This window comes from Lysinibacillus telephonicus, from assembly GCF_003966145.1.
GTDB lineage: Bacteria > Bacillota > Bacilli > Bacillales_A > Planococcaceae > Ureibacillus > Ureibacillus telephonicus.
The window spans coordinates 1-20147 of the sequence record NZ_RXNR01000024.1 but is presented as its reverse complement, the minus strand read 5'-3'; the positions used below and the strand labels follow the sequence as shown (position 1 = coordinate 20147).

The window sequence follows — 20147 nt, the reverse complement described above, 5'->3', positions numbered from 1 at the left end:
CCCCTGTCTTTCTTTTAATAAAACAATTAATTTATAGCTTTATAAAATAGTATAATTTCAATTCTACAAATATTTAGGAAATTCCTTTTTGTTATATAAATTAAATATTTGTAAAAAAAGTGCCGCAAAAAAATTATTTTTAGAGGTCGGTATAGAGGATGGGGATGTTTAGGATGTCTAGAGCAGGAGTCACTTTCTTTTTGCGGCTAGGATGGAATCACCGCAGTAATAATGCTTTAATAGATATTCATAATATCAAAGCAGAAAGAAGGGCTCATTAGGGGATGGGGGCGTCCCCATTATGCGATGATAGGCAAAGCGGACATGAAAGAGCAGCATCATTACTAAAGAGTGATGTTGTACTTAAGTATTTAAAAGAAAACTGTCCCAGAAGTTTGTAATACATACTTCTAGGACAGTCGTAGGGTAAATCAATATTAAAATTCTAAATCAGCAACTTCATGCAAGTAATCACCAAGAACACGAAGTCCTTTATCAAAGTTTTCTAAATGGAAGTGCTCATTTGGTGCATGGAAGTTTTCACTATTTAAGCCGAAACCCATTAATACAACAGGCAAAGATAATATTTCATCAAATGATGCTACGATTGGAATAGAACCACCGCCACGGGTAAAGGCAGTAGGGACGTTGTAAATTCGTTCATATGAACGGCCTGCTGCTTGGATTAATGGGTGATCAAAAGGTGTTAAGTAAGGTGCACCTTTGTCAAATTCAGATATTGTAACGTTAACACCTTTTGGTTTATGTTTTTCGATATGTGCTTTAAGAAGTGCTACGATTTCGTTCGGATCTTGATCAGGCACTAAGCGGCAAGTAATTTTTGCACCTGCTTCAGCAGGAAGAACTGTCTTAATCCCTTCACCAGAGAAGCCTCCAAAGACACCATTTACTTCTAGAGTAGGACGAGCCCAAGTGCGTTCTAAGTAGGAGTAGCCTTGTTCACCGAATAATTCATTTACACCAACTTCTTCTTTTAAAGCTTCCTCATCAAAATTTAATTCACTGTAAGCTTTGCGCTCTTCTTCAGTTAAAGGACGCACTTTATCATAAAAGCCTTCTACTTGAATAGTTCCATGCTCATCACGGAATGAAGCAAGTATGTCGGCTAAGGCATGGATTGCATTTTGAACGCCGCCGCCATATAACCCCGAATGTAAATCTCCTTTAGCGCCACGTATGTCAATTTGTATACCCGTTAGTCCGCGTAAACCATAACATACAGCAGGTTTTCCAGGTGCATAAAGTCCTGTGTCCGAAATCAAGATAAGATTGGCTGATAATTTTTCTTTATTTTTTTCTACATATTCAGGAAGATTTGGACTGCCAATTTCTTCTTCACCTTCGTAAATAAATTTTACGTTCACAGGAAGTGTACCTTCAGTTTCAAACAATGCTTCTATCATTTTTAAATGCATGAATACTTGTCCTTTATCATCCGATGCACCTCGAGCATACAATTTGTTGTCTCGGATTTCAGGATTGAAAGGTTCAGAATCCCATAAGTGGAGTGGGTCAACTGGTTGAACATCATAATGTCCATATAAAAGAATTGTTGGTTTTCCTTCAGCATGAAGCCACTCACCATAGACAACAGGGTGTCCTGCAGTTTCATCAACAGATACATTTTCAATATTGAGCTTACGAAGTCGATCTGCTAACCAATTTGCAGCAGTTTTGATATCCTCTTTATGCTCTGATAATGAGCTTATACTTGGGATGCGAAGGAATTCAAATAGCTCCTCTAAATGTCTTTCACGGTTTTTAGCGAAATAAGCATCTAATTTTTCCAGATGGCTCATATAAAATCCCTCATTTCATTAATTGTAAAAATAAGTATAGCATAGTGTTTCTGCCACTTCGAATCTTACATATGTGTAATGAAATTGAAAGCAAATACGATAGAGTGTAATGCAAGTTTTTGGGAAAATGTAGTCAGAAGTTAGAAATTGGAGGAAATAATCATGACTAACTATTTAGCTGGAATTTACGAAGAATATAATCGTTATATATATCATTTATGTTTAAAATTAACACGCAATTCAGCAGAGGCTGAAGATTTAATGCAAGAGGTTTGGTTAAAAGTTGTACGTAATGAAGAACAAATTGACAAGGTTGATTATATTAAAGCATGGCTTACAACCATTACAATGAATACATTCCGCGACCGCTATCGCAAAAATGTTCGAAGAAGTAAATATATGATGAATCAACCTGAAACATTAGACGTACCGATTTTAGATTTGGTTCCAAATAATGAAATATCTACTGAAGAGCAGATTGAAAAGGTTGCAGTAACAAAAATTGTTCAAGAAAAAATGTTGCAACTAGATAGCATTTATCAAAAAACATTATGGTACTTCTATGTTGACCAATATTCTCTAGCAGAAATTTCAACTTTAATGAAAGTATCAATTGGTACTGTAAAATCAAGACTTTTCCGTGCTAAAGCGCGCTTGAAAGAAATAATGCTAGCAGATACATCTTTACAAGATGTTGTAATGGCTTAAGGATATTCTAGTAATTCATTTGACGATTCAAAATGATGAAAGTTCCTTAAATTTAATAGCTTATAATACTCCCTATATATAAATAAAAAACGCAAGGTGCATTTTATAGCATCTTGCGTTTTTATTTGGGTTTTAGATTAATAAACATCGTAATTTCCTATAAACTATTCTTTTGATTGAGGTGCGCTGCATCCCAAAATTGTAATTTGATTCTCATAAAAACTACTTTGAAGAACCGTTTCCATTCAGAAGGCATTTTTCAAAGATTGTATGTAGCGTTTTAATTTCGTCATTAGTAAGCATGCCGAACATTGAGTTAACCATTGCTGTTACTTGAGCTTGTGATTCTTTTAGTACTTTTTCGCCCTCTGGTGTAATGGCGATTTGAGAAGCACGGCGATCTGCGCTACTTTGCGTTTTTTCAATTAAACCACTATTGATAAGTTTCGTTGTTAAAACAGTTACTCCACCAGTTGTCACTTTCAAACGCTCAGCAATAGAAGAAGGGCGTTTTGGTCCTTCTTTCGCTAATAAATCTAAAAGTAATATATGAGATTTTGAAAATCCTAAAATATTTTGTTGGTTCCATTCATTTGCCCATTTACGCTCTAATGAAGAAACAACTTCAAAAAGAGAGGAAAGGGTTTCATATCTTTGGTTATCCATTTTGTTCAGCTCCACTTACATAATTAATTCCGTAACTTAAATACAGAATCAGAATCGCTAGACTTGTGATTAACCTTGTGTTGCAAGTTTTTGCATAGCATTTAATTCATATGCACGCACTTTACGTGGGATAAAACGGCGAATATCCATTTCATTGTACCCAACTTGGATGCGTTTTTCATCAAGTAGGATAGGGCTGCGCAGCATACGTGGATGTTGTTGAATTAAATTATAAAGATCCTGAATGGAAAGTTGATCAATATCAACATTAAGGTTTTTGAAATCATTAGAGTTTGTCGCAATAATTTCATCAGTTCCATCTTCAGTCATTCTTAAAATATTTTTAAATTCTGCTAATGTTAAAGGTTGTGAAGTAATACGTTTTTCTGAATAAGCAATATTATTTTCTTTTAACCATTTAATGGCTTTTCGTGAAGAGGAACAGCTTGATTGTGTATAAATTGTAACTGTCATAAAATCTCCTCGCTTTCTTTGTTTTGTAATAGCTTACAAATAAGATATGTTTGTTTATATTTATATCTTACTAGTAAGATAAATGTAAGTCAATAGCTTTTCTAAAAAAGTATAAGTGGGCTTCTAATAAAATATATAACCATTCTTCTATAAATATATACGTCTATAATCGAGAAAAGTTTCAACTTTTTGGGTTTTCTTTCACTTGATTAGTAATTGTAAATTGAAGTTTTCTGTGAAAAATATAATTTTGAAAGTTTAGGGAAATAGGGCTATTTTTTGACTGAAGGGTAGGGGATTGTTGATTCTATTAAAGCATTTTCAGTACCAATTTTTGTGATGATATTTCGGTCACTTATTAAGAACAAAAAATAATAAAAGATTTTACATATTGGATGAAGGGAAGGAGCTATAAACAGAATTTAAGACAATTCTGATGTTACTGTAATAATGATTGATTATCCATGAGTATTTGAGCTTGCTAAAAAAAACGTTAAAAAAATTTGTAACTTGATTTAACAGACATGGGTAATTGTGTGGTTGATTACTTTAGAAGATAAAAATTTCATATTAAATAAAAGAGAAAATGTGATCTTTTTATGAAAGTAAAAGGCTCAGTTCCTTCACAAATGTGTTGGAACTGAGCTTGATTATTCACTTATAGGCTCGACTGTCTCAGATGTTTTGTTCTTTTTCTTTTTTCGAATGAAGCTCCAAAGACCAACAATCGCGGCTACTACGAGAACTCCGAATTTTTTACCAAATGCTAGAAGGACAGCGATTAAACCAGCTTTTTTAGCTACTGCTAAACCAGTTCCACCTAGAATTAGAGCGGATAACCCATATTCAGCTACTTTATCTGTAGACTCGTTGAAATCTGTGTATTTATTTCCCTCTTTAATATTCAGCAGAGGTAATATTTTTTCGTCAAGTATCTGTTTATTTGCCTCCATATTTTGAGGGTCTGTTACAAGAATGACCGAAATGTTCCCTTCTCTTGTGAGAATTCGCGTATTATAATTTAGGAAAGTTTCTTTATTAGCATCTTCTAGTAATAAAGACCACGTCAAATTATTTGTTTTTTCATCGTAAAACGGTTCAATGTCCCAGCCAGTTACATAATAACGCTCACTAGGTTGTAGATCCTTATTTGCTTCTTCAGTTCCCTCTTGGTAACTCTTCAATAATGCGTCGGCATCGATTTTTTCATCGTCCTTAATGTGCCCAGTTTCTTCATAATCGAAATAAACAGCCCATGTTTGACTCTCGTCCATTGGGAATATACTACCGATTTCAAGACCGGAAATTGGATCACCATAATCTTGCGCCATTCGCTTTGTTTCTTCTCCGTCAAGGAAAATAAATCCTGGATCAAGTTCAATAGAGGCTATGTCTCCTAAGTCAACAGTTGTGCCTCCTTCAATCCAATTATATTCACCCTCCGCAGCAGCTGTTGCACTAAACATCATGCAAAATACTAGAAGCATTACAATAAGTCGTTTCAAACTAAAATTCCCCCGATATTTTCGATATTTTGATTCAAATTAGTTACAAGTGAAATGGGTATTTACCAGTCGAAAACAGCTATTCCAAATGTATCCAGGGATTATTATAGCAACTAAAAATTAAAAGGGAAGGGAAATAAATGTAAATAAATAGAAATTACTATAAAAACCCCGTATACTATTGGTTATTTGGATATCAATAAGTTCCATTTTATACCATTTAAATAATCCCTCTTAATAATTTCTCTATTTCAAAATAATTTGATGTCCATGGGGGAATATTAGAGAATCTCTTAGTAAACTTCAAAAAGCTATGAACAGACAACCGAATAATCAGATCGTATTTTCTTAATTATAGTGGAAAAGCAATGCTCATGTGATTTTTTGATATGCGGCGAGTTTTTGAGGTAGTCATGCATTTTGTTTGGTTAACACTAGTGATTGCTATTTTAGTAAAAGCTCATAAAGGAAGCGAGGAAGGGGAGTTTGTATATTTTCTAGTTTTAACTTATCTACTATTGCCTTTGATAATCTTTTAGTTTGGACTTTTTATTTGATTATAGTTCCCATCGTTTTGATGCTAGGCTATGATTTTGAGCAGATCTTTCATCAAGCTTGTCAATCCTCTGGATTTGTTGTTGTATTGAGTTGGTTTGGTGGTTTTTGTAACTATTACTTTATTTTGTTATAAAGTAATTAATTGTAAAGAGTTCTTTCAACAGAGAGGGATATTTATGAAGAAGTTAATGATTATTTTAAGTTTTACAATTATTCTAGTTGCTTGTACCAATAAAAGTATTGATAAAGAACATCTTGCATACATAGAAAGTTTAGATTGGACAATTGCATCATTCAATTCAACTAAACAAGTAAAACTGGATTTTGCACCAGAAACTATCGCAAAATATAAAGCCTCTAATATAACATTTGTTGAAAATTATATAGGAAAAGAGCTAAAAATAACCACTTATAAATTAAAAGAGAAGGACCCCGAAGGAGATAATCTTATCCTTAATATATGAATATGAAGGAGAAATAGTTGATTATATAGGGGAGATGTCTAGTTATACACCAGGTATATTTAATCCATCAGATAAAAAAGCTTAGAAGATATTTTTGGGAGATAAGAAGAAATTGCAATCAAGTAGCATAGTGTAAATAACGCAATTTTTCATATTAGGGGTACTCTAACCTTTTGAAAAATACGAATTATGAAATTGATTAGTTTTTAATTTTTTAAAATCAAGAAGTGTACCCGATTAATAACTATCGAATACACTTCACGAGTTGAAAAATTACATCCTAAGGTAAATCTATTTGTTTTCGTCTAGTAAATTAACCTCTAAATCATTTCAAGCATAATAAAAACTTTATGGATACCATGAAAGTTTGGAATCACTATCTAATGGTGTGCTTTTAATTTCCGCACTCAGTATTTTGAACCATTTGCTTAAAATTTCTTCTTTCACTAGCTTTGCATGGTCATCGTCTTCCCAAATTATATGAGAAAACCAAGCGCCAGTTGCCCATTCAAATTGTAGCTCGGCAAATGCAATCCGAGGGTGTCGGGCTTGAACAAATTCACCATTTACTGCGGAAGCAACATTAGGTGCTTGAGGTAGTAATTCACTTTCAATCTTTTCTTTTATTATAGGATCCTCAAGATCATGCCACATAATTAGATTGCCATCAATTTGGTAAAAAATATCGAAAGAGGGTTGTTCCCCCATATCCACTAAAATAAAGGCACGTTCTACAGTGTTGTTTGTAGCCTTAACCGAATTTACGATAATATTCTGAGCAATTTCTACCCAAAAATTTTTTGCTTCTTCTACTGGTGATTCTAGATAAAACTCAGATTCTAGTTCAGAAACAGCAGATTCTCCTTTATTGACATCTTCTACTTTTTTAAAAAAGCGATTGAAAAAACCCATCAAATGCACATCCTCAAATTTAATTTTAAAAAGAATACTATATTAATTTATATTCTATAAAAAATTCCAAAAACCTTGTCTTAGAGGGATTGTCGCGTTTTTCCCATATCATTAAAATATGTATTATGAGCTGCGTAAATGAAAGAAACGGTTTAAGCATCCCTCGATGCCCAAACCGTCTCTATTATAAATCCGTTTTTCCTGTCGTAAACCAGTCCTGTACATTCCATACTTTTGTTGCTAAACCTTCATAAAACTCCGGTTCATGGGAAACTAAAACAATCGTCCCCTTATATTCCTGCATTGCACGTTTTAATTCAGTTTTTGCATCAACATCTAAGTGGTTGGTAGGTTCGTCAAAGATTAACCAGTTGGATTCTTCCATCATTAATTTACATAGACGGACTTTTGCTTGCTCACCACCAGATAATGAATTTAGTGGGCGAGAGATATGCTCATTTTTTAGACCAGCGCGTGCTAAAGCAGCACGAACTTGATGTTGATCCATGTTAGGAAATGCATTCCATACATCATCTATTGGTGTTATATTGCCAGCTTTCACTTCTTGTTCAAAATAAGAAGGGAATAGGAAATCCCCACGACTTACTTTTCCGCCAAGAGCATTAATTTTACCTAGCATTGTTTTCAATAATGTTGATTTACCAACACCGTTCATCCCAATCAATGCTATCTTCTCCCCGCGTTCAATGGCAAATGTAAGAGGAGGCAATAGAGGTTTTGCTGGATCATAACCAATTAATAAATTTTCAGCTTCTACAACAAAACGACTTGAAGCACGGGATTCTTTGAAACTAAATTCAGGTTTCACCGCTGTTTCTGGACGGTCAATTCGTTCTAATCGTTCTAATTGTTTTTGACGCGACTTTGCACGACCTGTTGTAGAATAACGTGCTTTATTTTTCGCAATAAATTCTTCTTGTTTCTTAATGAACTCCTGTTGTTTCTCATATGCATCGATATGCTGGCGCTTATTTATTTCCGCAAGCTCTAAAAACTTTTCATATGTCGCTGTATATCGTGTAAGCTTCGAAAACTCTAAATGGAAAATGACATCAACGACTCCGTTCATAAATTCAGTATCATGAGAGATTAAGAGAAATGCGTGCGGGTAATCCTTTAAATAATTTGAAAGCCATGTTATATGCTCTTCGTCTAAGTAGTTAGTCGGCTCATCCAGCAATAAGACTTTTGGTTTTTCAAGTAGAAGTTTTGCTAGTAAAACTTTTGTACGCTGTCCACCAGAAAGAGCAGCAACATCACGATCTAATCCAATTGCATCTAAGCCTAAACCGCGGGCAACTTCTTCTATTTTTATATCCAACGTATAAAAATCACCCGCATCCAATGCGTCTTGTACTTCAGCCATTTGCTCTAGTAGATCCTCTAGCTCTTCGGGCGTTGCATCTGCCATTTTACCAGCAATTTCATTTAATTCTTCTTCCTTTTTATAAAGCGGAAGGAAGGCATCACGCAAAACATCACGCATAGTACGACCAGCAGTTAACACAGTGTGTTGATCTAAATAGCCATAATGAGTTCCTGGAAGCCATTCAACACGCCCTGTATCGTGGATGGTTTGACCAGTAATAATACCCATTAACGTAGATTTCCCTACACCATTTGCACCGACAAGGCCAATATGATCACCTTCAACAAGACGAAATGATACATCTTTAAAAAGTGTACGATCACCAAAGGAATGACCCAAATTTTCAACCGTTAATATCGCCATAAATATATGTTCCTCCGATAATAAATAAGATATTGTATAAAACCCAATCTCGTTTTAATTAAAAACGTTTCCATAAAAAAATCGCGGCATGTTACAACGCCGCGAGCTGCTTATTCAGTTCTGCAAGTTGTTTTTCCATGTTTGCAAGGCGTTCTTCCGCTTTTTTTACAGAATCAGCATGACCTGTACTTTCAAGCTTTTCAATATCACCTTGTAAATTTATATAATCCATTTTTAGTTCTGCAATTTTTTGTTGAAGCTCGCTTTTAGTTTGCATGGAAAGACGCTCCTTTTATTTAAACAATCGTAATTATAATTTAATAAAAATATCTACTGAACATTGTAACACAGGACAAGGAAGTTTTACATTAGTAAACAACAGCAATGACAAACAGGAGGGGGCTAAAAATGAAATTTTAAGATTCATTTTTTCGAGCTCAAATAATAACTGTAATTGTAGAGTATTATGTATTTGTCGCAGCAACAAACCCTTCAACTTATTTTTTTAATTTATAATATCTTCTTTACATAGATTAAGAGAATTCTTTTCAAGTCATTTTTTTCTTAAATAACTACACTTAAAACTCTTCATTTAACCTTTTAAATTGTCCTCACAGTAACTTTTACTTGAAAAGTGAATAGAACATTTCACCATATTACATTCTTGTTGTTGAAGCAAGAACAGGAGTTGTTTTAAACTTATAAATGATAATCATTCTCAAAGAGAGGTGTGCTTTTAATGGAAATAGACAATTCTTCTTATATTCTACAAGGGAAGAACGATTACTTTCGTCTAGGTGCAATGCGACGCCATGAGAAGAAGTTAAGTACTTACCAACAGTCAAATAGTTATTTTTCTTTACTTGTTTTTATGGAAATGAAAGGACAAGTCATAATTGATTCTATGCATTATTCATTGGACAATCGACATCTATTCATTGTGCCATGCGGATCGTGGGTCCATATTTCACTTAACGGTGACAATTCTTATTATTACGATATACAATTTGAGGCGTTAGAAGCGCTAGAGAAATCTCACCTTCATTTGATTTTGAATGAGTCAGTTGAACTTGTTGTGAAAAATTGGGATGTTGTTAAATGCTTTGTCGAAGAATTGGATCAATTACTAAATAAAAGTGATAAGTGGAAGTTTAAAAAAGTTGATGTCTATTTTCAGGAAATGTTTATCCCCTTGCTTGAACATGATGTACAAGAACGTAAGAAAAGTGTAAACCAACATTTATACCGTACCATTGAGTATATGGAACAGCATATTTCTGAACAGATCACTAGAAATGAACTAGCAGCAGTTGCTGGATTAAATCCGGATTATTATTCTCGTATTTTTAAAAAAATATATAAAAAAAGTCCTGTCACTTATTTAACGGAATTACGTATACGCCATGCGAAACAGAGGATGATCCAATCAAACGAGTCTATAAAATCCATTGCATTTAGTCTTGGTTTTCGTGATGAATTTTATTTCAGTCGGAAATTCAAGACGGAAATCGGAGTTGCCCCAACTATTTATGTAAATCGAATTAAGATGGAAGGGAAGTTAGCTTCTCTTAATCATTTAGTAACTGGGCATTTACTTGCTTTAAAAATGGAACCCTATGCAGCAATAGTTAATGCTGCATTTCCTGTCAAATTAAATCATACGTTAATGCTTGGAGAAAAAGTCCCTGAACTGAATAGGTTGTGGGATATCAAACCGGATTTAATCATAGGCCGTGGAAAAAGGGGGGAGACAATAACATCATATGAACAGATGGTCGGACAAATTGCACCTTCTATCATACTTGACTATTCAGAAGATTGGCGAACGCATTTTCAAAGAATTGCTCGCATTATTGGAAAGGAGCATGAGGCGGACCGATGGATGGATTACTATGAGGATAAGGCAGAGAAACTTCGTCATCGTATAAAAGGAAGAATAGGGGATGATAGGGTGCTTATCGTTGCTTTTGGCATCGATAACAATATGTATTTGTTTGGTAAACGAAACATTGGAACCGTTTTGTATAACGATTTGCATCTTACAGCTCCAAAAGGTGTGGATGAAATCGCTCATTATAAGGAAATTACAATGGATGAATTACTTTGCTGCGAAGCAGACCACATAATATTTACAAATTTTCAGCATGATGGAAGCACTTATGCTGATTGGAGGATTCAACACCAGTTAAACATATTGTTAGAGGATGAGAGATGGAAAAATCACATCAAGCAAAAAGAAATTAAAACGTATAACCTTTTTGATATGCGTCATTTGTATACAAGCTATAATGCAATGTCTCACGAAATATTATTGGATAAAATTTTAGAAGTGTTTGAAAGAAATAATAATAATCTCTTATAAAAAAGTCGGAAAAATCCATGGTGAATATAGAAAATCGCTCTATAATTGATAATGATTATCAATATCACAAATGGAATTGTGTAAAAGGAGAGATTAATATGAAAAAACTTTCAAACAAGTGGCTAATTGGACTACTTATAATGCTAATTGCCATGATTATAACTGGATGCGGCAGTGATAGCAATAATACAAGTACAGAAGTAAATGAAGCGTCTGTTGAAGGGGGAGGGTCTGCTTCTAATGATAAAAAGACCGAACAAAATGGATTAGATGAAGTAAGGACAGTGGAACACGCAATGGGAAGCACAAAGATTACTGGTACACCTACTAAAGTTGTAACCTTATTCCAAGGTGCAACAGATGCTGCTTTACAGTTGGGTGTTAAACCAGTCGGTGCAGTTGAATCATGGATTGAGCAGCCTTGGTACCATTATATTCGCGATAAAATGGATGGAGTAACAAATTTAGGATCAGAAAATCAACCTAATTTAGAGGAAATTACGGCTTTAAATCCAGATGTAATTATTGCTTCAAAAACCCGACATGAAAAAATTTATGACCAATTGAGTGCTATTGCACCAACGGTAATGACAGATGAGGTTCATCTATGGAAAGAAACATTGTCAATAACGGCTGCTGCTTTAAATAAACAGGACAAAGAACAGGAGTTTTTGAAGGAATGGGATAAAAAGGTAGCAGAGTTCAAATCAGAGATGGGTGACCAATTAAATAATATTGAGGTTTCAGTTATCGACTTTCGGGCAGACCATGTAAGAATTGTACATACCGGTTTTGCTGCTCTTGTCCTGGACGAATTAGGTATACCACGTCCGGATAATCAAAAAAGTGAATCGTGGGGTGTAAAACTTACAACAAAGGAAAATATACCTCAAATGGATGCTGATATAATCTTTGATCAGACAAGCTTGGACAGGGATGATGGAAGATTAGATATTAGGGCTTCATGGATGGAACACCCACTTTGGCAAAATTTGCGAGCTGTACAAAATAATAAGGTATTTGAGGTGGATACTGCTGTCTGGAACAATGGATCCGGACCGATGGCAGCAAATTTAATGGTGGAAGATTTATTTGACTACTTTCAAAACCTTAATTAGCATTTCTTCAAAAGGAGAGATTAAATATGGCTGCATTGTTTAGTCGAACATCAACCAAAGTAGTCGGGCTGTTGTTCGGCCTTTTTTTTCTGATTTTAGCGTTTATAATCAGCCTTATGTTTGGTGCAACAAAAATTCAGTTTTTTGTGGCTTTGGAATCTTTTTGGCAATACGATTCAACATCTGATTTTCATGTTATTGTGCAAACAACACGAGTTCCAAGAGCAGTAATAGCAACTTTAGTTGGCATGAATTTATCTGTCGCGGGTGTACTTATGCAGGCATTAACCCGAAACCCTCTAGCTTCCCCTAGTGTATTTGGTGTAAATGCAGGAGCAGTATTTTTCGTTGTTATGGCATTAAATTTTCTAAATATCAGTTCTTTTTCACAATTAGTATGGTTTGCATTTTTAGGTGCTGGTGTAGCTGCTGCTACAGTATATGTCCTTGGTTCCTTAGGGCGAGATGGAGCAACGCCAATAAAAATCGTCCTTGCTGGATCAGCAATGACTGCTTTATTTTCTTCCTTTACACAGGGAATGTTAGTACTTAATGAATCTGGGTTACAAGAGGTTTTATTCTGGTTAGCTGGATCGATAGCAGGTCGGGAAATAAACATGCTATGGCCTATTTTGCCCTATATGTTCATTGCGATGGCAACTGCATTATTCCTTGGACGGGCTGTAAATATATTGACCACTGGTGAAGATATCGCTATGGGTCTAGGGCAAAAAACAGTTCTAGTTAAAATTGTAATTGCTTTAACGATTGTCGTATTAGCTGGAAGTACAGTAGCAGTAGCAGGGGCAATCGGTTTTGTAGGTTTGGTCATTCCGCACGTTGCCCGTTTTCTTGTTGGGGTAGATCATCGTTGGCTTATTCCTTACAGTGCAATTCTTGGAGCGATTTTAATGTTGCTTGCAGATGTAGCGGTGCGTTTTATTATTATGCCGGGAGAAGTGCCAGTCGGAATAATGACTGCTTTGATTGGTGCTCCATTCTTTGTTTACATTGCTCGTAAAGGCTTTTCTAAAAAGGGGGAACACCATGGCTGATAAATATGTTATACGAAGCAAACATGATAAATTTTCATTATTTATTTATAAACGGAATTTAAAAGCTATTATATGTCTCGCTATTCTAAGTATCGTAGCTTTTCTATTTAGCATTTGCTTAGGTAATGTAATTATTACTCCCTTTGATGTAATGAAAACAATGGTGGGACAAGGTACAGAGGATCAAGTGCTTATTTTAGGTATTTTACGGTTGCCTCGAATGATAGTAGGATTTCTTGCTGGTATGGCATTAGGGGTATCTGGAGCGATTTTGCAAGGAATTATCCGTAATCCGCTTGCCTCACCAGACGTAATTGGAATCTCTAGCGGTGCTTCCTTTACAGCGGTGACTTTTATTACTTATTTAGCCGGTAAGGTAAGTATTCACTGGCTGCCATTTGCTGCGTTTTGTGGAGCGGGACTCGTATCAATCATTATTTATTTATTGGCATGGAGGAGAGGAGTAACTTCAACACGCCTTGTATTGATTGGAATTGGTATGTCGGCAATAACCAGTGCTTTAACAATGCTAATGATAACAATTAGCCCTTCAGCTTCTGCAAGTCAAGCTTACATATGGATGACGGGTAGTGTTTATGGTTCTTCATGGAGTAATGTATTAATTTTGCTTCCATGGGTGGCTGTATTTATTCCATTTGCTTTTATATTTTCGCACAATATTATGATTCAACAACTTGGAGATGATATTGCGAGGGGACTCGGTTCTCCTTTACAGTATCATCGTGCGATTTTGTTAATGATTAGTGTTGCGCTTGCAGGATCAGCTGTAGCTGTTGCAGGAGCAATAGGTTTTGTTGGCTTGATAGCTCCTCATATAGCACGAAAACTGGTCGGTTCCAATTTTAGAAGTTTAATACTAGCATCGGCTTTCATTGGAGGTCTTATAGTTCTGCTGGCTGATACTATAGGTAGAACAGCTTTTTTACCCCAGGATGTTCCAGTTGGTGTATTTACCTCTGCAGTGGGTGCTCCCTTTTTTATTTACTTGCTTTACCGTAACCGGAACAAATAAATAACTGCAATTTGTTAGTAGGAGGAGAGTAGGGATGCAAATGTTGGAAACAAAAGAACTAATGCTGTCTTATGGTCAAGAACGAATTATAGATAATCTTCATTTACAAATTCATGAAGGGAAAATCACTGTATTTGTCGGTAGTAATGGCTGTGGTAAATCTACACTGTTGCGTTCTATCTGCCGATTGCTTAAACCAGATGGTGGAGCAGTACTGTTGGACGGAAAAAATATTTCTAAATTGCCAACGAAAGAAGTTGCAAAACAGATGGGTATTTTGCCTCAAGGACCAATTGTTCCAGAGGGACTTACCGTAAAAGAGTTGGTCCGTCAAGGAAGATATCCATATCAAAACTGGCTGCAACAATGGTCAAAGGAAGATGAACGTATTGTTAACAAAGTATTACATGAAACAAAATTATCTGAACTAGATCATCGAACTGTGGATTCTTTATCTGGGGGGCAGCGTCAGCGTGCCTGGATAGCCATGACCTTGGCGCAGCAAACTAATATCTTATTGTTGGATGAGCCCACTACCTATCTTGATTTAGCACACCAGATTGAAATTCTTGATTTACTTTATGAATTAAATGAACGGGAGCAGCGAACGATTGTAATGGTTCTGCATGATTTGAATCTAGCATGTCGGTACGGACACCACATTGTTGCAATCCATAATAAATCCGTATATACAGCCGGAAAGCCGGAAGATGTGATGACAAAAGAAACAGTGGCTACTGTGTTCAACATGCACTGTGAAATAACTTTCGATCCTATATTTGGGACACCTTTGTTTATTCCGCATGGAAAGGGGCGGAGTATTAATTCAAAAAGAGTTAATAACTTTTAATCTTTGAAACTATTAGTTTCATATACAAGATAGATTTATTAAGTGTAATAGTAATGAAAAACCAGCCAATATATTAGAAAATGTACTGGCTGGTTGAAGTCTTTTATATAACTCACAAAGGCACCATATTATGGCGCTCATAAGCAAAATCTAATAGTAAGGATTTTAGTACATCATTGTTATCTGTAATTTCTAGCTCGAATTGTTTGCGAACTGCACGCTCGCGTCTTGCTTCATGTAGTAGAAGCTCCATTACTGCATTTTGAATATTGGATTGTTTCATTTTACGACCTAGACCCAGATGAATAAATCCGTTATGCTCTCTAGGGAATGCATTGTTTAGCTCGCGTTCGTTTTGCGCTGCAGTAATGCAAGGAATACCAACTGTAGCAACTTTATATGGTGTGTAATTTGCATTGCAAATCACAATATCAGCTTCCTGTAAAAGTTTCTCTAGGGCTTGGTCATCCTTAAATATCTTTGTATTGCGACGGCTTAAAACCATCATTTGCAAATCTTCAACTGAGTGGCGGTATTCTCGATCAATTGCAACTGTAATTTTTAATGGAATTTGTAATTGAGTTAAGTGGCGTAATGTGCGGTATGTTAAATTATTCTCGTCTCCATCCTCATAGGCGACAACAATATGTGGTGGATTAGATAGTTCGTTTGAAACTCGTTCCTCAGCGATAGTTTTTAGTGTATCTTTTACTGCAAATGCATAAGTACCTGCTAATATATTTTGTGCTGTATTTTCTCTCATTTCTTCATAAAGAGCAACTATATTGCAATCAGCAAGTTGTCCACCTTCACCAAAATCGTCGAAGTGAACAATTGTTTTACAATAAGGACGCAGTTGTTCAATATGTTCGATTAATGTATCTTTTCCGTCCTGAACAATTAAATCTGGCTCAAGATTACGAATTTGCATTTTAAGTTCATCATAATTGTCGAATAAAATAGGAGAAAGCTGTAAATCTGTAAAAATTTCAATGGCTTCAGGACCTGTTTGTTTTAAAAAGATATAAATATTTTCTTCGGTATTTAATAATTTTGCTAAGATAGCAGTTCGCTCAAGTGGATAATATCCTTTAATTAAACTATGCTCTACGATAAAGACAATTTTCTTTTTTAGAGTATTTACACTTAATTCGTTGTGCATAAAATCCCATCCTTTCCCAACTATAAATAAATTATGGTGAAAATTTTGAAAGTATGTGTGAAAATTGACAATATAATACTTTCATAAGAGACATATAGATTTTCAAGTTTATGCAGTGAATAAGAGAAACATGAAAGGATGTGGCATAAAAGTGAAAATGCGTTCTGCTATTGTAGTAGGGGCAACAGGCCTGGTTGGTTCCGCTCTAATAAAACTTCTATGTGAAAGTGAAGAATATATTTCAGTTGTAGCGATTGCACGAAGAAAACTAGATTATGAACATCCAAAACTTACTGTAAAAGTACGTTCATTTGATCAGCTTGAAGAAAAAGACATTGACTTTGCACATGAAATTTTTTGCTGTTTAGGAACAACGATAAAAAAGGCAGGATCCCGCAAGGAGTTTGAAAAAGTTGATGTAAGCTATCCTTTGCAAGTTGCCTCTCTTGCTAAAAAATGTGGTATTATGCATTTCATCGTTGTGTCTGCAATGGGGGCGAAAGAAAATTCCGCTATTTACTACAACAGAGTGAAGGGTAAGCTTGAGCAGGAGTTAATGGCTTTGGAGTTGCCGCAACTGTCAATCGTAAGACCATCGTTGCTTGTTGGCGACAGAAATGAATTCCGATTCGGAGAAAAAATAGGGGAATGGATGTTAAAAATTCTAAATCCTATTCTTATTGGCCCTGTAAAAAAATATCGCTCAATTGAAGCAACCCAAGTTGCCCTTGCTATGATGGTAATTGCATTACATAGTAAAAAATCGAAAGTATCCATATATGAGGCAGATGAGCTTGCAAATATGAAAATGCCTATAAAGGAAAAAGAGGAAGGTCCGGATCGTGAAAAGCTTTTCAATTGGGATAAATTGAAGAGTGAGGAAATCGCACCTTTAGATGAAGAAGTTGTATTTGATCAGAAAAAATTAAGAAAAATAAAAACAAATAACGATATTGATAATTAATCGAAATCAAAATAAATAATGGAATGAAAGAGATTCCTCCGCAAATACTACATACAGTGGAGGATTTTATTTTTTGAAATGAAAAGGAGATGTAATGATGCTTGACTCCATAACTTTCCAATTGGTAGCCATTGTAATGCTTGGTATTGTATCACAATGGATTGCATGGCGCTTCAAACTTCCAGCTATTGTCATTATGTCTCTGGTTGGATTGATTGTTGGTCCACTTTTACATTTATTCAATCCAGAAGAAAGCTTTGGCGAATTGTTTAATCCAATTATTTCACTCGCAGTTGCAATTATATTATTTGAAGGAAGTTTAAGCTTAGATATACGGGAAATTAAAGGGTTTCGCCGCTCGATATTTCGCATATCTACAGTAGGTTCTCTAATCACTTGGATTACCGGTTCCTTAGCAGCCCATTTTTTAGCCGGAATTTCTCTTGATGTTTCCTTTATTATTGGAGGGCTATTTATTGTAACAGGTCCTACTGTTATTATGCCTTTATTAAGGCAAGCTAAATTGAAGGAACGTCCCGCAACGATTTTGAAATGGGAAGGGATTGTAGTAGACCCATTTGGTGCATTAGTCGCTTTGTTTGCTATGGAGGCAGTTTTATGGGCGAATAAAATGATTACGGGAACATCATTACTCATGTTCTTTGGTGCCTCTGTTTTAACAGCTATAATCGGTATCGGTGCAGGTTATTTGCTTGGTCGATTATTAGAGCATGGGTATATTCCAGAATTTTTAAAATCACCGATTGTTTTAGTAAGTGTATTGTTGGTATTTGTTTTATCAGATGGGATTATGCATGAAACTGGGCTGCTTGCAGTAACAGCTATGGGGATTGTCATGGCAAACATGCATTTAACATCGTTTAGAGATTTACTGCACTTTAAAGAAAATATTTCAGTACTTATGATTTCAAGTATATTCATTATGCTCACTGCTTCATTATCAAACAATACATTAATGGATATTTTGAATTGGCGAATGTTGATATTCGTTTTAGCAATGTTGTTTATTGTAAGACCTTTATCAATCTGGCTTTCTACAATAGGGGTTGGATTAACAAAGCAAGAAAGAACGTTAATTGGTTGGATTGCTCCAAGAGGGATTGTTGCTCTTACAGTTTCTGGATTTTTTGCGGGTAGATTATCTGAGGCTGGCTTTCAAGATGCTGATATAATCACTGCTTTAACACTTGCACTTGTCTTTGCTACTGTACTTGCTCATGGATTTTCGATTAGTTGGTTGGCTAGAAAGCTTGGGCTTCAGGCTACTGAAGAAACTGGTGTTATGATTGTGGGGGGGAGTCCATTTAGTGCGATATTTGCTGAGGCAATCCAATCCTATAATAAACCAGTATTAATAATAGATCGATCATGGGGCGCACTTTCACAAGCGCGTCAACTTGGAATTAAAACAGAAGTAGGGGATATTTTAAGCGAACATACAGAATATCATGTGGATTTAACACCATATGAAATTTTAATAGCTGCTACAGAAGAAGATTCTTATAATGCTCTAATTTGCCAAAGGTTTGTTCCGGAACTTGGACGTGAGAATATTTTCCAAACACCAATACACACAGGTGATCCAAGTGATTATAGTAAGTCAATTGGTGGAAAGGCATTATTTGACCAGGATAATGATATTCATACTTTAAATCGTTATATTGATGAAGGTTATATGATCCGGAAAACACAATTAACAGAACAATATACGTTAGGGGATTTTCTTGAGGATGATAGCCATAAAACCATTCCACTTTTCGCAGTTGATAAAGATAATAATTTAGTGTTTTTATCTAATGCAAAGAAACGTGCATTTGAGCCAGGGACAACCATTGTTAGTTTAACTTCACCTACTCGTAAAATGGAAAAAGCACTTGAAAAAGCAAGTAATGTTGATATTCCGACAAAAGACTGAAATTTAAAAAATTGAAAATCGTTCCCTATTCGACATTTGCTGCATCTGTTACAATAACGAATGGAAATAGAAAAGTGGAGGATATACAACATGAAAATATTACTTGTAGACGGTACTGTTTTCGGCGAAAAAACAGGTGCCATTTTACGACAAGTGGAACAATATATTCAAGAATTCAATAAAGAGCTGGAACTTGAGATTTTATACTTTGCTGACTTACAGCATCAGATATTAGATGGAAGTCCCCTTAATGATGATATGAAAAAAATGATTCAAAAATTTGAAGAGGCAGATGGCTATATAATCGCTACGCCGATTTACCAAGCATCAATTCCAGGTGTGTTAAAAAATGCACTTGATATGATAAATCCAAAAGCAATGCGTTATAAACCAGTCTCCATGGTAGCGAACGGTGGCACATATCAACACCACTTAGTTGTAGAAAATCAGTTAAGACCTATTTTAGATTACTTCCGCTGCTTGGTTACACCAAACTACGTATATACACATGCTTCACATTTTGATAAAGAAAATAACATTATTGATGATGCCATTCTTCAGCGTTTACGTGAATTGGCAAGAGTGTTCGTTCAATATTGCAAACTAAGTGAACCACTATTAAAGGAACAGGTAGACAAGGATTGATTAACGGGAACGTCCTAAGAGAGGGCGTCCTGTTTTTTTTTATGGCTCTATAATATTTGTTGGGGTTTGAAAAAATTTCATAAATAAAAAAGCACGTAATCACCGATTTCTATATACTTGAATTGTCGAGAAACAAGCAATGAAAGGTGATACGTGCAAATG

Annotated in this window: 18 protein-coding genes; 10 read left to right on the top strand and 8 right to left on the bottom strand. The window is 35.3% G+C overall.

Annotated features, from left to right (window positions below; genetic code table 11):
* Positions 1-437: 437 nt before the first annotated feature.
* On the bottom strand, positions 438-1820 hold the full coding sequence (locus EKG35_RS10085) for a dipeptidase (protein WP_126294326.1): 1383 nt from the start codon (positions 1818-1820) through the stop codon (positions 438-440).
* 162 nt (positions 1821-1982) lie between these two features.
* Here EKG35_RS10085 and EKG35_RS10080 point away from each other — a divergent pair, with 162 nt between their 5' ends.
* Positions 1983-2528, top strand: coding sequence for an RNA polymerase sigma factor (locus EKG35_RS10080; RefSeq protein ID WP_126294325.1), 546 nt, complete (start codon positions 1983-1985; stop codon positions 2526-2528).
* Between the two features lie 222 nt (positions 2529-2750).
* On the opposite strand, the gene EKG35_RS10075 is transcribed toward EKG35_RS10080, so the two are convergent.
* The 3 genes from EKG35_RS10075 to EKG35_RS10065 all read right to left on the bottom strand — a co-directional run bounded on the left by EKG35_RS10075 (position 2751) and on the right by EKG35_RS10065 (position 5173).
* Complete coding sequence (locus EKG35_RS10075) at positions 2751-3194, bottom strand: MarR family winged helix-turn-helix transcriptional regulator (protein WP_126294324.1); 444 nt, start codon at positions 3192-3194, stop codon at positions 2751-2753.
* Positions 3195-3263: 69 nt separating this feature from the next.
* Positions 3264-3668 carry a transcriptional regulator Spx gene (gene spx, locus EKG35_RS10070; RefSeq protein ID WP_126294323.1) on the bottom strand — a complete coding sequence of 135 codons (405 nt, stop codon included), beginning with the start codon at positions 3666-3668 and terminating at the stop codon, positions 3264-3266.
* Positions 3669-4318: 650 nt separating this feature from the next.
* Positions 4319-5173 (bottom strand): DUF2167 domain-containing protein, encoded by an 855-nt coding sequence (locus EKG35_RS10065; protein ID WP_246020296.1) that lies wholly within the window; start codon positions 5171-5173, stop codon positions 4319-4321.
* A gap of 734 nt (positions 5174-5907) precedes the next feature.
* Between EKG35_RS10065 and EKG35_RS10060 the strand changes: the two genes are divergently transcribed.
* Positions 5908-6195 (top strand): hypothetical protein, encoded by a 288-nt coding sequence (locus EKG35_RS10060; RefSeq protein ID WP_126294322.1) that lies wholly within the window; start codon positions 5908-5910, stop codon positions 6193-6195.
* Between the two features lie 348 nt (positions 6196-6543).
* On the opposite strand, the gene EKG35_RS10055 is transcribed toward EKG35_RS10060, so the two are convergent.
* The 3 genes from EKG35_RS10055 to EKG35_RS10045 all read right to left on the bottom strand — a co-directional run bounded on the left by EKG35_RS10055 (position 6544) and on the right by EKG35_RS10045 (position 9137).
* Positions 6544-7107, bottom strand: coding sequence for a hypothetical protein (locus EKG35_RS10055; RefSeq protein WP_126294321.1), 564 nt, complete (start codon positions 7105-7107; stop codon positions 6544-6546).
* A 184-nt stretch (positions 7108-7291) separates the two neighbouring features.
* Entirely contained in the window at positions 7292-8860 is a 1569-nt protein-coding gene (locus tag EKG35_RS10050; protein ID WP_126294320.1) for an ABC-F family ATP-binding cassette domain-containing protein, read from the bottom strand.
* Between the two features lie 91 nt (positions 8861-8951).
* Positions 8952-9137, bottom strand: a complete 186-nt coding sequence (locus EKG35_RS10045; RefSeq protein ID WP_126294319.1) for an SE1832 family protein — start codon at positions 9135-9137, stop codon at positions 8952-8954.
* Positions 9138-9599: 462 nt separating this feature from the next.
* Between EKG35_RS10045 and EKG35_RS10040 the strand changes: the two genes are divergently transcribed.
* The 5 genes from EKG35_RS10040 to EKG35_RS10020 all read left to right on the top strand — a co-directional run bounded on the left by EKG35_RS10040 (position 9600) and on the right by EKG35_RS10020 (position 15278).
* Positions 9600-11222 (top strand): helix-turn-helix domain-containing protein, encoded by a 1623-nt coding sequence (locus tag EKG35_RS10040; protein ID WP_126294318.1) that lies wholly within the window; start codon positions 9600-9602, stop codon positions 11220-11222.
* A gap of 98 nt (positions 11223-11320) precedes the next feature.
* Positions 11321-12340: an ABC transporter substrate-binding protein gene (locus tag EKG35_RS10035; RefSeq protein WP_126294317.1), complete on the top strand. Its 1020-nt coding sequence runs from the start codon at positions 11321-11323 to the stop codon at positions 12338-12340.
* Positions 12341-12366: 26 nt separating this feature from the next.
* The gene (locus tag EKG35_RS10030) at positions 12367-13395 is read left to right on the top strand and encodes a FecCD family ABC transporter permease (RefSeq protein ID WP_126294316.1); all 1029 of its coding nucleotides are present in this window, start codon (positions 12367-12369) and stop codon (positions 13393-13395) included.
* Complete coding sequence (locus EKG35_RS10025; RefSeq protein ID WP_126294315.1) at positions 13388-14428, top strand: FecCD family ABC transporter permease; 1041 nt, start codon at positions 13388-13390, stop codon at positions 14426-14428. Before EKG35_RS10030 ends, EKG35_RS10025 begins: the two co-directional genes overlap by 8 nt.
* Before the next feature lie 34 nt (positions 14429-14462).
* Positions 14463-15278 carry an ABC transporter ATP-binding protein gene (locus tag EKG35_RS10020; RefSeq protein ID WP_126294314.1) on the top strand — a complete coding sequence of 272 codons (816 nt, stop codon included), beginning with the start codon at positions 14463-14465 and terminating at the stop codon, positions 15276-15278.
* A gap of 112 nt (positions 15279-15390) precedes the next feature.
* Here the strand turns inward: EKG35_RS10020 and EKG35_RS10015 are convergent, their stop codons facing one another.
* A complete protein-coding gene (locus EKG35_RS10015; RefSeq protein ID WP_126294313.1) occupies positions 15391-16440 on the bottom strand; it encodes a PseG/SpsG family protein in 1050 nt (349 codons plus the stop codon).
* 115 nt (positions 16441-16555) lie between these two features.
* On the opposite strand from EKG35_RS10015, the gene EKG35_RS10010 reads away from it, so the two are divergent.
* The 3 genes from EKG35_RS10010 to EKG35_RS10000 all read left to right on the top strand — a co-directional run bounded on the left by EKG35_RS10010 (position 16556) and on the right by EKG35_RS10000 (position 19985).
* Positions 16556-17404: an oxidoreductase gene (locus tag EKG35_RS10010; protein ID WP_246020294.1), complete on the top strand. Its 849-nt coding sequence runs from the start codon at positions 16556-16558 to the stop codon at positions 17402-17404.
* A gap of 97 nt (positions 17405-17501) precedes the next feature.
* Positions 17502-19340: a cation:proton antiporter gene (locus EKG35_RS10005; RefSeq protein WP_126294312.1), complete on the top strand. Its 1839-nt coding sequence runs from the start codon at positions 17502-17504 to the stop codon at positions 19338-19340.
* A 90-nt stretch (positions 19341-19430) separates the two neighbouring features.
* Positions 19431-19985, top strand: a complete 555-nt coding sequence (locus EKG35_RS10000; protein WP_126294311.1) for an NADPH-dependent FMN reductase — start codon at positions 19431-19433, stop codon at positions 19983-19985.
* Positions 19986-20147: the final 162 nt, after the last annotated feature.